At 72.7% G+C, this 14,500-nt stretch carries 12 protein-coding genes and 1 tRNA gene; 4 read left to right on the forward strand and 9 right to left on the reverse strand.

Features of this window, described 5'->3' with window-relative positions:
• Positions 1-94: 94 nt before the first annotated feature.
• Complete coding sequence (locus tag ACFWI8_RS16150; RefSeq protein WP_387091117.1) at positions 95-952, reverse strand: Bax inhibitor-1/YccA family protein; 858 nt, start codon at positions 950-952, stop codon at positions 95-97.
• A 190-nt stretch (positions 953-1,142) separates the two neighbouring features.
• Here ACFWI8_RS16150 and ACFWI8_RS16155 point away from each other — a divergent pair, with 190 nt between their 5' ends.
• Positions 1,143-1,928, forward strand: coding sequence for an SDR family NAD(P)-dependent oxidoreductase (locus ACFWI8_RS16155; protein WP_387091120.1), 786 nt, complete (start codon positions 1,143-1,145; stop codon positions 1,926-1,928).
• A 63-nt stretch (positions 1,929-1,991) separates the two neighbouring features.
• Here ACFWI8_RS16155 and ACFWI8_RS16160 read toward each other — a convergent pair.
• Positions 1,992-2,073: transfer RNA gene (locus tag ACFWI8_RS16160), tRNA-Leu, on the reverse strand.
• Positions 2,074-2,450: 377 nt separating this feature from the next.
• Between ACFWI8_RS16160 and ACFWI8_RS16165 the strand changes: the two genes are divergently transcribed.
• Both ACFWI8_RS16165 and ACFWI8_RS16170 read left to right on the forward strand, forming a co-directional pair.
• Positions 2,451-3,230, forward strand: a complete 780-nt coding sequence (locus tag ACFWI8_RS16165) for an ABC transporter ATP-binding protein (protein WP_387091122.1) — start codon at positions 2,451-2,453, stop codon at positions 3,228-3,230.
• 146 nt (positions 3,231-3,376) lie between these two features.
• Entirely contained in the window at positions 3,377-5,923 is a 2,547-nt protein-coding gene (locus ACFWI8_RS16170) for an ABC transporter permease (protein WP_387091125.1), read from the forward strand.
• A 73-nt stretch (positions 5,924-5,996) separates the two neighbouring features.
• On the opposite strand, the gene ACFWI8_RS16175 is transcribed toward ACFWI8_RS16170, so the two are convergent.
• From ACFWI8_RS16175 to ACFWI8_RS16185, 3 genes are all read right to left on the reverse strand, one after another.
• A complete protein-coding gene (locus tag ACFWI8_RS16175) occupies positions 5,997-7,307 on the reverse strand; it encodes a class I SAM-dependent methyltransferase (protein WP_387091128.1) in 1,311 nt (436 codons plus the stop codon).
• Positions 7,308-7,487: 180 nt separating this feature from the next.
• Entirely contained in the window at positions 7,488-8,891 is a 1,404-nt protein-coding gene (locus ACFWI8_RS16180) for an NAD(P)/FAD-dependent oxidoreductase (protein ID WP_387091131.1), read from the reverse strand.
• A 339-nt stretch (positions 8,892-9,230) separates the two neighbouring features.
• On the reverse strand, positions 9,231-10,094 hold the full coding sequence (locus ACFWI8_RS16185; RefSeq protein WP_387091134.1) for a helix-turn-helix domain-containing protein: 864 nt from the start codon (positions 10,092-10,094) through the stop codon (positions 9,231-9,233).
• A 145-nt stretch (positions 10,095-10,239) separates the two neighbouring features.
• On the opposite strand from ACFWI8_RS16185, the gene ACFWI8_RS16190 reads away from it, so the two are divergent.
• Positions 10,240-10,845, forward strand: a complete 606-nt coding sequence (locus tag ACFWI8_RS16190; RefSeq protein WP_387091137.1) for an NADPH-dependent FMN reductase — start codon at positions 10,240-10,242, stop codon at positions 10,843-10,845.
• 13 nt (positions 10,846-10,858) lie between these two features.
• Here the strand turns inward: ACFWI8_RS16190 and ACFWI8_RS16195 are convergent, their stop codons facing one another.
• The 4 genes from ACFWI8_RS16195 to eno all read right to left on the reverse strand — a co-directional run bounded on the left by ACFWI8_RS16195 (position 10,859) and on the right by eno (position 14,307).
• Positions 10,859-11,812, reverse strand: a complete 954-nt coding sequence (locus ACFWI8_RS16195) for an exopolyphosphatase (RefSeq protein ID WP_387091140.1) — start codon at positions 11,810-11,812, stop codon at positions 10,859-10,861.
• A complete protein-coding gene (locus tag ACFWI8_RS16200; protein WP_387091143.1) occupies positions 11,809-12,354 on the reverse strand; it encodes a DUF501 domain-containing protein in 546 nt (181 codons plus the stop codon). The genes ACFWI8_RS16195 and ACFWI8_RS16200 overlap by 4 nt, the downstream gene beginning before the upstream one ends.
• Before the next feature lie 30 nt (positions 12,355-12,384).
• A complete protein-coding gene (locus tag ACFWI8_RS16205; RefSeq protein ID WP_387091146.1) occupies positions 12,385-12,906 on the reverse strand; it encodes a septum formation initiator family protein in 522 nt (173 codons plus the stop codon).
• Between the two features lie 120 nt (positions 12,907-13,026).
• Entirely contained in the window at positions 13,027-14,307 is a 1,281-nt protein-coding gene (gene eno / locus ACFWI8_RS16210; RefSeq protein ID WP_387091149.1) for a phosphopyruvate hydratase, read from the reverse strand.
• Between the last annotated feature and the right edge of the window lie 193 nt (positions 14,308-14,500).

Below are 14,500 nucleotides of genomic sequence, written 5' to 3' on the forward strand. Positions count from 1 at the left end.
GAACGCCCCCGCCACCCCGGGCAGTTCGGGCCACAGCGCGCGGGTGGCGGCCAGGCGAGACGTCGTCTCGCCGGGCCCCTCGAACAGCCGTGGGTCAGTCCCCTTGCAGGATGGCCACCAGGCGCAGGAACTCCAGGTAGATCCAGACCAGCGTCAGGGTCAGGCCGAAGGCGGCCAGCCAGGCCTCCTTCTCCGGGGCGCCGTACGCGATGCCGTCCTCGACCTGCTTGAAGTCCAGGGCGAGGAAGCAGGCGCCGAGCACCACGCCGGCGATGCCGAACAGGATGCCGAGGCCGCCGTCACGCAGGCCCAGGCCGTTGCCACCGCCGATCATGGCCACGATCAGGTTGACCATGGAGAGGAGCACGAAGCCCAGGGCCGCGGCCAGCACGAACTGGGTGAAGCGCTGGGTGACGCGGATGATCCGCTGCTTGTACATGAACAGCACGCCGGCGAAGACCGCCATGGTGCCGATCACGGCCTGCATGGCCGCGCCGGGCGCCACCGCGTTGATGGCGTTGCTGATGGTGCCGAGGAAGAGGCCCTCCGCCACGGCGTACGCCATGATCAGCGCGGGGGACGGCTCACGCTTGAAGGACTGCCAGAGGCCGAGGCCCAGCGCCACGAGGGCGAAGAGCACACCGACGCCGACCGGCATGTCCGTGATCCAGGCGGCCGCCGCGGCGACGACGACGGTGCCCAGGGTGATGGCGGTGCGGGAGACGACACTGTCGATCGTCATCACACCGGCGCGCGTGGGGGCGGGCGGCACGTATCCGCCAGCGGGGCCCACCTGCGGCTGCGCATACGGGTTACCCGGCTGCGCGTAGGGGTTGGTCGGGCTACCCGCGTACGGATTCCCGGTCTGCAGCTGCGGCCCGGCGTTGAAGCCGGCGTAGCCACCGTCCCGACTGAACCCCCGACGCGTGAAGACCGGGTTGCTGCTCCTCATCTCACTCCTCCATGGCCGCACGGCACGACCTTGACTACCAGAGTAATGCGTTAGCAAAGACTGCACGGTAGTGCAGTCGGAGAAACGAGCGAAAGGGGTTTGAAGGTTCCCGTACCGGACCGTAACCCCTCCGGTTTCCGGCCGGCACCGAGCATGGCCCTGCCGCGTCCCACCGACCTATCGTGACGGCATGTCGAACGCAGCCAGTACCGGAACCGCCCTGGTCACCGGGGCCTCCCGTGGCCTCGGGGCCGTCATCGCCCGCCGTCTCGCCGCCGAGGGACACGCGGTGGCCCTCAACTACCGGACGGACGGCGCCGCGGCCCGCGAGGTGGTGGCGGACATCCGCGCGGCGGGTGGGACGGCCGAGGCGTTCGCCGCGGACGTGACGGACGAGGCCGCCGTGACGGCGCTGGTCGCGGACGTCACGGACCGGCTGGGCCCCGTCACCACGCTCGTCGTCAACGCCACGGGTCCGCAGCCCCAGTTGGACCCGAAGGAGGTGACCTGGGATGACCACCTCGCCCAGCTGACGTTCTTCGTCAAGAGCCCCACGCTGTTGATGCGGGCGACGCTGCCCGCCATGCGGGAACGCGGTGGCGGCCGGATCATCCAGATCGGCTCGGACGTCCTCGAGCGCGCCCTGCCCGAGATGGCGGCCTATGTGGCGGCCAAGGCGGCCCAACACGCCCTGACCGAGTGCTGGGCCCGCGCCCTGGGCCCGTACGGGATCACCGTGAACACCGTCGCCCCCGGCTGGATACCGGTCGAGCGGCACGCCGGGGCGAGTCCCGCCTCCCTGGCGGCCTACGCGGCCGCCGTGCCGATGGGCCGCATGGGCCGGCCCGAGGACATCGCCGCGGCGGTGTGCTTCCTCGCCTCGCCCGAGGCGTCCTTCGTCACGGGTGAACGCGTCAGGATCAACGGCGGCCACACGCTGGGGCCCGGCTGGACCGACGGGGTCGACCGACCGTGAACACGCCGCGGCCGAGGCGGCGGAGTACGACCTTCTCGCAGGTCAGCGGCTTGGCGCCTGGTGTGCCCGGAGCCGGACTTGAACCGGCACGGCCCGAAGGCCAGCGAGTTTTAAGCTCACCGTGTCTGCATTCCACCATCCGGGCACAGATCCCAAGCCGTTCCGGGCGCCGTGCGCGCCTGAGGCGTCTACTGAGCTTAACTGGCAGATTCGCCCGAACACCGGTGCCCCAGGCCGATGTTGTCTGATTTTATGAGCTCCTGATGGCTCATCAGACACTGACCGCCCGGCCACATGCCGCTTCGTCCCCCCACCCAACTCCCTGGCCCCACCGAGGATTGACGCAAATCAACCCTCCGCATCCTTCCGGGCACACAGGATGACCTCCTCCTCAGGTATGACGCGCGGTTCCCGGCCGTCCCTCCGAAGAACTCGCCAGAACCCGCACGGAGGCTGATCCCCGGGGGCCCGGCCGTGCACCACGATGGAGGGTGCCTGCCCCCGTCCCGACAGGAGAACCACGTGTCCAGCATCGCCGCCGCCCCGCACACCGCGTCCACCTCGGCCGTGGCGGCCCAGGCCAGGGACCTCACCAAGGTCTACGGGGAGGGCGAGACCAGGGTGGTCGCCCTCGATCACGTCTCCGTGGACTTCCGGCAGGCCGAGTTCACCGCGATCATGGGCCCCTCGGGCTCCGGCAAGTCCACGCTGATGCACTGCATGGCCGGCCTCGACTCGATATCGTCCGGCTCGGCCCGCATCGGCGACACCGAGCTCTCGGGCCTCAAGGACAAGAAGCTCACCCAACTGCGGCGCGACCGGATCGGCTTCATCTTCCAGGCGTTCAACCTGCTGCCGACGCTCAGCGCCCTGGAGAACATCACGCTCCCCATGTCCATCGCCGGCCGCAAGCCCGACAAGGCGTGGCTGGACCGGGTGGTGGCCACGGTCGGCCTCGCCGACCGGCTCAAGCACCGGCCGAACCAGCTCTCCGGCGGCCAGCAGCAGCGGGTCGCGGTCGCCAGGGCGCTGGCCGCCCGACCGGAGATCATCTTCGGCGACGAGCCGACCGGCAACCTGGACTCGCGCGCCGGCGCCGAGATCCTCGGCTTCCTGCGGAACTCGGTGCGCGAGCTCGGCCAGACCGTGGTGATGGTGACCCACGACCCGGTCGCCGCCGCCTACGCGGACCGCGTGGTCTTCCTGGCCGACGGCCGCGTCGTCGACGACATGCCGGAGCCGACCGCCGAGCGGGTCCTGGAGCACATGAAGCGGTTCGACGCCAAGGGCCGCACCAGTTAGGCCTGGCGGCCCGCCCCGAAGGTCTCCGGCCTGACGGCCCGCGGCAGGTCCTGGCCGGGCGCGGTCCGGCGCCGACTCCCCGACTTCCACCGTCCGTACGTCCCCGGCCAGGGTGCCGGTGGGCGAACCACTCACCTGGACTCCCCATGCTCCGAACCGCCTTGCGCAACGTGCTCGCGCACAAGGCCCGGCTGCTGATGACCACGCTCGCCGTGTTGCTCGGCGTCGCCTTCGTCTCCGGCACGCTCGTCTTCACCTCCACCATCTCCGAGGCGTTCCAGCGCAGCGCCGAGCGGTCCCTCACCCACGTCGACCTCGCCATCCAGCCGGACGCCGACAGCGAGGCCGCCGAGGACGACCCGCGCGGCGCGGCCAACCTCGACCAGGGGCTGCTCGACCAGGTCGCCGCGCTGCCCGGCGTCGCCGCCGCCACCGGCGAGGTCACCGGCTTCGCCGCGCTCGCCGACAAGGAGGGCGACCTGGTCGGGGACGGCTGGTCCACCACCGGCGCCAACTACTACGCCGGGCCGGACGGCGCCGGCACCGACGCCCGGTACCCGATGGCCGAAGGGCGCGCGCCCGCCGGGCCAGGCGAGATAGCCATCGACGCGCACACCGCCGAGCGCACCGGGTACCAGGTGGGCGACACCGCCCGCGTCTCGGTGAACGGCCCGGTCCGCGAGGAGACCATCACCGGCGTCTTCACCACCGAGGACGGCACGGTCGCCGCCGGCGGCTCGCTGGTGCTCTACGACACCGCCACCGCACAGGAACTGTTCGCCCTGCCGGGCGAGTTCACCAGGATCACCCTGGAGGCGGCGGACGGCACCTCGCAGGCCGGTCTTTTCGACGAGGTGGAGCCACTGCTGCCGGCCGACGCCGAGGCCATGACAGGACAGGAGCTCGCCGACGAGCAGGCCGCTGACATCGAGGCGACCACCAGCGGCATGCGCACCGGGCTGCTCGCCTTCGCCGGCATCTCGCTGTTCGTCGGCATCTTCATCATCGCCAACACCTTCACCATGCTGGTCGCCCAGCGCACCCGGGAGCTGGCCCTGATGCGGGCGGTCGGCGCCAGCCGCCGCCAGGTCACCAGGTCGGTGCTGATCGAGGCGCTGGCCGTCGGCGTGGTCGCCGGCCTGTCCGGCTTCGCGGCCGGCGTCGGCATCGCCGCCGGGTTCCGCTCCCTGATGAACTCCTTCGACCTGACGATCCCCGAGGGCCCGCTGGTGGTCTCCGGCTCCGCCGTGCTCGCCTCGCTCGTGGTGGCCGTCGTGGTGACCATGCTCGCCGCCTACCTGCCGGCGCGCCGAGCCGCCAAGATCCCGCCGGTCGCCGCGATGAACAGCGTGCACGCCGCACCCACCGTCCGGGGGCTGCTGGTGCGCAACACCATCGGCGCGCTGCTGGCCGGGGCCGGCGCCGCCCTGGTGCTCGCCGGCATCGACCGGGACGACAGCGGCGCCACCATGGGCGGCGGCGCCGCCCTGCTGGTCATCGGCGTCTTCGTGCTCACGCCGCTGCTCTCCCGCCCGGTGATCGCCCTGGCGAGCCCGCTGCTGCGGTTGTTCGGGGTGTCGGGCAAGCTCGCCAGGCTCAACGCGGTGCGCAACCCGCGCCGTACCGCCGCCACCGCGTCCGCGCTGATGATCGGCCTGACCCTGATCACCGGACTGACCGTGATAGCCGGCACCGTGTCCAACGCCATCGAGAAGATGGCGGCCCAGACCCTCAGCTCCGACTACGTGGTCTCCATGGCCAACTTCGCGCCCCTCAGCCCCGAGGTGGCCGAGACGCTGGCCGAGCAGCCGGGGGTCACCGGCGTCAGCGGGCTGCGCGCCTCGCCGGCCAGGGTGGCGGGCGGCGACGACACCGAGATGCTGACCGGCGTCAACGGCGCGGCCATCGGAAACCTCGTCAGCCCCGAGTTCACCGAGGGCTCCTTCGAGGGCCTCGCCGGGGAGAACGCGGTGGTGGACACCGCCACCGCCGAGAGCCTCGGCCTGGGCATGGGCGACTCGTTCGACGTCACCTACGAGGACGGGCAGCCGGGGCGGCTGACGATCACCGGTCTCTACGAGGACAGCGAGATGATGCGCGGCATCATCCTCGACAACGCCACGCTCGACCCGCACCTGGACCGGATCGAGGACTTCCAGGTGATGGTGTCCACCGCCGACGGCGCCACCGACGAGGTCAAGCAGTCCCTGGAGGCGGCGCTCGGCGACAACCCGGCGATCCTGGTGCAGGACGAGGAGGACGTCGCCGAGGACATCGCGTACGTCTTCACGCTGATGCTCAACATGCTCTACGGCCTGCTCGCGATGGCGGTCGTCGTCGCGGTGCTCGGCGTGATCAACACGCTGGCGATGTCGGTCTTCGAGCGTCGCCAGGAGATCGGGATGCTGCGCGCGATCGGCCTCGACCGCCGCTCCACCAAGCGGATGGTGCGCATCGAGTCCATCGTGATCGCGCTCTTCGGCGGCGTGCTCGGGGTCGGCCTCGGGGTGTTCTTCGGCTGGGCCGTCGGCGAGATGATGCGCGGCTCGCTCGCCACCTACGAGTTCCTGCTGCCCTGGGACCGGCTGGCGGTCTTCCTGCTGCTGGCCGCCCTGGTCGGTGTGCTGGCCGCGCTGTGGCCGGCCAGGCGCGCCGCGAAGCTCAACATGCTGGAGGCCATCAAGGCCGACTGAGCCGGCCGGCCGGTGCCCAGGTCCCGCGCCCGCCACGGGGGGTGGCACGGGGCCTGGGCACCGACGGTCGCGGTTACGCCGCCAGGTCCTTCTCGGTGCCGCCTGCCGGGCGCCAGTCCCGCGTGCGCAGCGGCAGCCCGGAGGCCCCGGTGGCCGGCGGGCGGACGGCGAGGACCTGGTTGACGCCGATGTGCCCGCGTTCGAAGGAGAGGGCGGAGGCGGCCATGTAGAGCCGCCAGACCCGGGCCCGGCCCGGGCTGGTGAGCCGGACGGCCTCCTCCCAGCGCTCCTCCAGGTTCCGCACCCACTGCCGCAGCGTCAGGGCGTAGTGCTCGCGCAGCGACTCCAGGTCGCGGACCTCGAAGCCGGCCCGCTCCAGCAGGGTCACCGTCCGCCCGACCGGGGCGAGTTCGCCGTCCGGGAAGACGTAGGCGTCGATGAACGGGTCGATCCGGTAGCTGGACTCGTCCTTCATGGGGCGGCGGGCGATCTGGTGGTTGAGCAGCCGGCCGCCCTCGCGCAGCAGCCCGAACAGCTGCCCGGCGTACTCGCGGTAGCGGGCGGTGCCGACGTGCTCGGCCATCCCGACCGAGGAGATCGCGTCAAAGGGCCCGTCGTCGGTCTCCCGGTAGTCCTGGACCCGGAACTCCACCCGGTCCTCCAGGCCCTCCTTGGTGGCCCGGGTCCGCGCGTACTCGGCCTGCTCCGTGGAGAGCGTGATGCCGACCACCCGGGCGCCGTACTCGCGGGCCGCGTGCAGCGCCAGCGAGCCCCAGCCGCAGCCGACGTCCAGCAGCCGCTGGCCCTCGCGCAGGTCGAGCTTGCGGCAGATCAGGTCGAGCTTGTTCGCCTGGGCCGTCTCCAGGGTGTCGCCGGCGGTGCCGAACACGGCGCAGGAGTAGACCATCGAGGGGCCGAGGACGAGCTCGTAGAAGTCGTTGCCCACGTCGTAGTGGTGGCTGATGGCCTGCCGGTCGCGGCGCAACGAGTGCAGCGGCCCGGTGCGGCGGCGCACCTCCTCGCGGGGCGGCGGCGGGGGCACGGGGACCGGCCCGGCGAGCGCCAGCAGCTCGCGTCCGGCGGCGAGCAGGGACCGGCCGGCCGGCGCCACGCCCTCCGGGCGGTTCCAGACCATCCCCGAGATCACGTCGAGCGCCGGGTAGAGCTCGCCCTCCACGTCGAGCTCGCCGGCCACCCAGGCGCGGGCCAGGCCGAGTTCGCCCGGCCGGAAGAGCATTCTGCGCAGGGCGCGCGGGTGCCGGACCACCACGACGGGCGCGCCCTGGGGACCGGCCTCGCTGCCGTCCCAGGCGCGGATCAGTACGGGGGGTGGCGCGCCGAGCAGCCGCTCGACGAGTGCGGCGATCCGTGGTGCAGCGCTCATTCGGGACACACCTCCAGGAGTCGGGACGGGGCACGTCCCCGCCCACCTTGGCACCGAGACCCTCCCGAAACGCCCTTACCGCACCGTCCATTCCGCCTTTCGAGCGCATGGCGGGCGGAACGGCCGAAGGGGCGGCCGGCCGAAGCCGTCCGCCCCTCCGGGACGCCGTGGTCTGGTGTGTCAGCCGGCGGCCTTGGCCTTGGGCTGCTCCTCGACCTTCCGGTCGACCTGCTTGGTCGCCGCGGCCGTGACCGGCGCGGCCGCCTCGTAGAACTCCTCGCGCGGGTGCTCCACCGCGCCGAGCGAGACGACCTCGCGCTTGAGGAAGAGGGCGAGGGTCCAGTCGGCGAAGACCCGGATCTTGCGGTTCCAGGTCGGCACGGCCATGCCGTGGTAGCCGCGGTGCAGGTACCAGCCGAGCCGGCCGCGGAAGCGGAAGGTCAGCTTGCCCAGCTTGATCATGGCCACGCCCTTGCGGAGGCCGAGGCCGGCCACCGCGCCCATGCTGGCGTGCTTGTACTCCTTCTGCGGGAAGCCGCGCATCCCGGAGATGACGTTGTCGCCGAGCACCTTGGCCTGCCGCAGCGCGTGCTGCGCGTTCGGCGGGCACCAGGCGTTCTCCACGCCGGCGGCGCGGGCCGCCAGGTCGGGCACCTGGGCGTTGTCGCCGGCCGACCAGATGTAGTCGGTGCCGACCACCTGGAGGGTGGGCTGGGTGTCCACGTGGCCGCGCGGGCCGAGCGGCAGGCCGTAGCGGGCCAGCGCCGGGTTGGGCTTGACGCCCGCGGTCCACACGATGGTGTTGGAGTCGGCCGTCACGTCGTTGCTCAGCTCGACGTGCCCGTCCACGCAGGACTTCACCGAGGTCTTGAGGTGCACCTCGATACCGCGCGCCTTCAGGTGCTCCAGGCCCCACTCGCCGAGCTTGGGCCCGACCTCGGGGAGGATCCGGTCGGCGACGTCGACCAGCACGAAGCGCATGTCCTCGCGCTTGATGGTCGGGTAGTACTTGGTGGCGTCCCGCGCCATGTCCTCGACCTCGCCGATGGTCTCGGCGCCGGCGAAGCCGCCGCCGACGAAGACGAAGGTCAGCGCCTTGCGGCGGACCTCCTCGTCGGTGGTCGAGTCGGCCTTGTCCAGCTGCTCGAGCACGTGGTTGCGCAGGCCGATGGCCTCCTCGACGCCCTTCATGCCGATGCCCTGCTCGGCGAGGCCGGGGATCGGGAAGGTGCGGGAGACCGCGCCGAGCGCGACCACCAGGTAGTCGAAGGGGACCTCGTACGGCTGGCCCACGAGGGGCGCCACGCTGGCGACCTTGCGGTCCTGGTCGATGGAGGTGACCCGACCGGTGAGGACCTCGGCCTTGGGGAGCACCCGGCGCAGCGGCACCACGACGTGACGCGGGGAGATGCTTCCGGCCGCCGCCTCGGGGAGGAAGGGCTGGTAGGTCATGTACGAGCGCGGGTCGACGACGGTGACGGTTGCCTCGCCGTAGCGCATCTTCTTGAGGATGCGGCGGGCCGCGTACATACCGACGTACCCGCCACCAACGACGAGGATTCGGGGACGCTCCGTGGTGCTCATGCCATCGAGTATCCACCCGACCTCCGCACCCCCCTCGTGAGGGGCTTCACAAGGTTGGCGGGGTGTTCTGCTACACTGCGCGGCCCTTTGCCTGGCTTGGCCGGGGGCGGGGGTCGCCCCGGTGGCGAACCCGCTCCTCAGAGGCCCTTTCGCCGATCACGCGGCGCCGCCGTGGGCCGGTCGCCGCCGGCCGGGAAGCGCCCATCACCGGGGCGCGAACCGGCCGTTGTCGGGCAATCCGGCCCCGACCTGCCCCAGCGGGGTGGTTTCGGGGCCGATCCCCATGTGAAAAACTTCACGAGGCTTCTTCCGGGGCCCGCGTGGCGGCGGGTCGGCCGCTCAGGCCGGGACGGCCCGGAGGGCGCGGGACCCCGCCCCGGAGAGCCGGTCCACGGCCGCGGCGGTGGCCTCGTCGGCCGGCAGGTGGACCAGGACGCGCTGGTCGTCGGCGGTGAGGTCCAGCGTCTCGTACGCCAGGCGCAGCTCGCCCGCCTCCGGGTGGACGAGCCGCGTCACGCCGCTGGGACTGGGCAGGCCCGGGACGGTGGCCACCCGGCCGGCGAACGCCGCGCCGGCCGCCACGGTCAGCTCGTCGGCCAGCGCGGCCATGTGCGCGTCACCCCGGAAAGGACCCTGCTTCAACGCGGCCACCTGCTGGTCGGCGACGTGCTCCCAGTCGGGGAAGACGGTTCGCGCGCGGTCGTCGGTGAAGACGAAGCGGGCCAGGTTGGGCGGCGCGCCGTCCAACAGGCCGAGCGGGCCGACCAGCCGCGCGTAGCCCTCGGTGTGCGCGATCACCTCGCTCAGCCGGTTGACCAGCACGGCCGGGGTCGGTTCCAGGCGGGCGAGCAGGGCCTCGACCGTGGGACGCACGGCCCGGACCGGCGGCGGCGGCGCGTCGCCGCCGGTGCAGCTGAACCCCTCGACGGCCTTGGTGAGCCGGTACAGGTGGACGCGCTCGCTCAGGCCCAGCCGCAGCACGTCGGCCAGGGCGGACAGCACGGGAGCCGAAGGGCGGCGGTCGCGCCCCTGTTCCAGCCGGGTGAGGTACTCGACGCTGACCCCGGCCAGGGTGGCCAGCTCCGCCCGGCGCAGCCCCGGCGTACGGCGGCGCCCGCCGGCGGGCAGCCCGACCTCGGCCGGGGTCACGGCCTCCCGGCGGTCGCGCAGGAAGATGCCCAGTTCGTTGTCGTGCTCGCTCACCCGTCGAACGTAACAGGGCAGGGCCTGGCCAAGGGTGGCCCCGTCACTACCAGTCTGGGTCCGGTCTTCCTGGCCCCCCGCCGGGGCGGCAGCGTGAGGGGCGCGGAAGACCGCACGCAGGACGTACCGAAGTCAGGAGACGCACATGTCCAGCACTCCCCTCAGGCTCGCGGTGATCGTGGGCAGTGTCCGGCAGGGCCGGTTCGGACCGGTCGTCGCCCGCTGGTTCACCGAACAGGTCGCCGCCCACGGCGGGTTCGAGGTCGACCTGATCGACCTGGCCGACGCCCCGCTGCCGCTGGCGCTGCCGCCCGTGCCGCCGGCGGTCGATCCTGACCTGCCGCGGCCGGCCGAGATGGCGGACCTGACCGGCCGGCTTGGCGCGGCCGACGCCTTCGTGGTGCTGACCCCGGAGTACAACCGCAGCTTCCCGGCCTCCCTGAAGGCGGCCATCGACTGGCACTACACCGAGTGGCAGGCCAAGCCGATCGGTTTCGTCGGCTACAGCGGCGGGACGGGCGGCGTGCTGGCGATCGAACAGCTCAAGCAGGTCTTCGGCGAACTCCACGCCCACACCGTCCGCAACGTGGTCTCCTTCCCGCGCTACTACCTGCTGTTCGACGGCGAAGGCAACCTCAAGGAGCCCGGTGAGCCCGGCCGGGCGGCCGCGACGATGCTCGACGAGCTGTCCTGGTGGGCCGCCGCCCTCGGCGCCGCCCGCCGGGAGCGGCCGTACCCCGGTCTCGGCTGAGGCCCTACCCGCCCTACCCGCCCGCCGCCAGATGGGCGATGCCGTCCAGAATGTCGTGCTCGCTGACCAGGACCTCCGTGGCGCCCGTCCGCTCCATGACCCTGAGCAGCACCAGCGCGCCGGCGCCGATCACGTCGACCCGGCCCGGGTGCATCACGGGGATGGCGGCGCGCTCCTCGTGGGTGGCGGCGAGCAGCCGCTCGGTGATCTCCCGCACCCGCTCCAGCGGGATCCGCGCGTGGTGGATGGCGGCCGAGTCGTAGCCCGGCAGGTCGAGCGCGATCGCGGCCACCGTGGTGACCGAGCCCGCGAGGCCGACCAGCGTGTGGGTCTCCGTCAACGGCACCCGCTCGGCGGCCAGGTCGAGCGCGGCGTCGATGTCGGCCGCCATGGCGTCGACCAGCTCGGGGCCCGGCGGGTCGGCGATCACGCCGTCCCGCAGCAGGTGCCGCTCGGTGAGCCGCACGCAGCCGATGTCCACGCTGCGGGCGGCACGCACCGCGTCGTCGCCGAGCACGAACTCGGTGGAGCCGCCGCCGATGTCGAGCACCAGGTAGGGGCCGGTGAGCCCGGGCAGCGCCGCCAGCTCGCGGGTGGCGCCGTCGAAGGAGAGCGCGGCCTCCACGTCCCCGGTGATCACCTCGGGCGCCACGCCCAGGATCTCCCGCACGCCGCGGGTGAACTCGTCACGGTTGGCGGCGTCCCTGGTGGCCGAGGTGGCGACGAAGCGCACCCGGTCCGGCGTGACGCCGTGCGCCGCTATCGCCGCCGCGTACTCGCGGCAGGCCGCGAAGGTGCGCTCCAGCGCCTCGGGCGCGAGCCGGCCCGTGCGGTCCACGCCCTGCCCGAGGCGGACGATCTCCATCCGCCGCTCCAGGTCCGTGAGCCGGCCGGTCGCCGGGTCGGCGTCGGCGATCAGCAGCCGGATGGAGTTGGTGCCGCAGTCGATCCCCGCAGCCCGCGTCATGGTGCTTCCTCCCGCTCGAAGACCGTCTCCGCCACCGGCTCGGCCGGCCGCGCCACGCAGGGCCCCTTGCGCCACCACTCGGGCAGCATCGCCAGGGCCTCGTCACCCAGCGGGTTGACGCCGGGCCCGGCCGCCAGGGAGTGGGCGACCAGCACGTGCAGGCACTTGACCCGGTCCGGCATGCCGCCGGCGCTCGGGAAGCCGGGCAGCACCTCGATGGCGTCCCGGCGCGCGACGTAGTCCTCGTGCGCGGCCCGGTAGGCGGCGGCCAGCTCGGGGTCCTCGGCCAGCCGCGCGGTCATCTCCCGCATCACGCCGTCGGCCTCCAGGGTGCCGATGGCGGAGGCGGCACGCGGGCAGGTCAGGTAGTAGGTGGTGGGGAACGGCGTGCCGTCCGGCAGCCGGGGCGCGGTCTCCACCACGTCGGGGTTGCCGCAGGGGCAGCGGTGCGCCACGGCGCGCAGCCCGCGCGGCGGGCGGCCGAGCTGCGCCCGCACGGTCTCGGCGTCGGTCGGCGTCGGGGCAGGGGTCGGGGTTTCCATACTCGTCGCTGTGCCTCGGAGGGTCGGGGGTCAGCGGGCCTGCGGCACCGCGTCGGCGCGGTCGACGCCGTCCCACAGATTCTCGTACCAGGGGCGGGCCGCCGGCGTGGCGCCCCCGGCGCGTGACCGCGCGGCGTCGGCCGACGACCGCTCGGCGGCCTCCGCGTCCGGGTCGGCCGGCAGTACGTAGCCGGTCTCGCCCGGCATCAGGTACCGCAGCCGCTCGCGGGCCTGCCGCCGCACGTAGGCGTCGTCCTGCCAGCGCGCCTTCTCGTCGCGCAGCTCCTCGACCCGGCGCTCGGCCTCCTCGGCGAGCCGCCGCTGGTCGGCGATGTCGGAGCGCTGCTGGACGTACTGGCGCAGCGGGTAGGCCAGCGCCACGATCAGCGTGCAGACCACCAGGGCGAGCACCGCGGCCCGCCCGGTGAGCCGCCCGCGGCGCGGCTTGGGCTCCAGCCGGCGGCTCTGCGCCCGGTAGACGCGCTCGGCGGCCTGCTCACCGAACGCCCTGAGTCTGGTGGCGGTGGAGAACCGGTCCCGGTCCGCGGCCACGTCGCCTCCCTCTTCGGCCAGCGGGTGCGACCCGGTCGGGCCGCGGAAAGCGTGTCCCCGCCACCGTAAGGGACGGATGGCGGGGACAACGGTACGACGCGGGTGGGTGAGAACGGCGGGTCAGCCGCGGAAGCGCGGGAAGGCGCTGCGGCCGGCGTAGACGGCGGCGTCGTCCAGGATCTCCTCGATCCGCATCAGCTGGTTGTACTTGGCGACCCGCTCCGAGCGCGCCGGGGCGCCCGTCTTGATCTGGCCGCAGTTGGTGGCGACGGCCAGGTCGGCGATGGTGACGTCCTCGGTCTCGCCGCTGCGGTGGGACATCATGCACTTGAAGCCGTTGCGCTGGGCCAGCTCGACGGCGTCCAGGGTCTCGGTGAGCGAACCGATCTGGTTGACCTTCACCAGCAGCGCGTTGGCGGCCGCGGTGTCGATGCCGCGCTGCAGCCGCTCGGGGTTGGTGACGAACAGGTCGTCGCCGACGATCTGCACCTTGTCGCCGAGGGCGGCGGTGAGGGTCCCCCAGCCCTCCCAGTCCTCCTCGCTCAGCGGGTCCTCGATGGACACCAGCGGGTACGCCTGGACCAGCTCGGTGTAGTAGGCGGTCAGCTCCTCGGCGGTGTGCGCCTTGCCCTCCAGGGTGTAGACGCCGTCCGAGTAGAGCTCGGTGGCGGCCACGTCCAGCGCCAGCGCGATGTCCTGTCCCGGGGTGTAGCCGGCCTTCTGGATGGCCTCGACGATGAGGTCGAGCGCCTCGCGGTTGGACTCCAGGTTCGGCGCGAAGCCGCCCTCGTCGCCCAGGCCGGTGCCAAGACCGCGCTCCTTGAGGACCTTCTTGAGGGTGTGGTACGTCTCGGCGCCCCAGCGGACCGCCTCGGAGAACGACTCGGCGCCGATCGGCGCGATCATGAACTCCTGGATGTCCACGTTGGAGTCGGCGTGGGCGCCGCCGTTGAGGATGTTCATCATCGGCACCGGCAGCAGGTGCGCGTTGGGGCCGCCGAGGTAACGGAAGAGCGGCAGGTCGCGCGACTCGGAGGCGGCGTGCGCCACGGCGAGCGAGACGCCGAGGATGGCGTTGGCGCCCAGCGAGGACTTGTCGGCGGTGGCGTCCAGGTCGAACATCGCCTGGTCGATCAGCCGCTGCTCGGTGGCGTCGTAGCCGACGAGCTCGGGGCCGATCTGCTCGATGACGGCGAGGACGGCCTTCTCCACGCCCTTGCCGAGGTAGCGGGCCTGGTCCCCGTCCCGCAGCTCGAGCGCCTCGAAGGCGCCGGTGGAGGCGCCCGAGGGCACGGCCGCGCGGCCGGTGCTGCCGTCGTCGAGGCCCACCTCGACCTCGACCGTTGGGTTGCCTCGCGAGTCGAGGATCTCGCGCGCTACGACGACATCGATGGACGGCACGGGGGTCTCCTTCTGGTCAAAGGATCGTCTCTGACTTCTTCAGCTGTCTTCAGCCCCCTGAGCCTAACCGGCTCCCGGGACCGGGCCGCCCTCCAGCCCGCGCGTGGCCCGCGGGCCGGAGGGGAATCCGCAGGTCGGAGGGGGGTTCCACCTTTTTGTTTACAAGGTGAAGAAAAGGCTCGGGGCCCCGGCG

This window comes from Streptomyces sp. NPDC127098, assembly GCF_042722465.1.
GTDB lineage: Bacteria > Actinomycetota > Actinomycetes > Streptomycetales > Streptomycetaceae > Streptomyces > Streptomyces millisiae.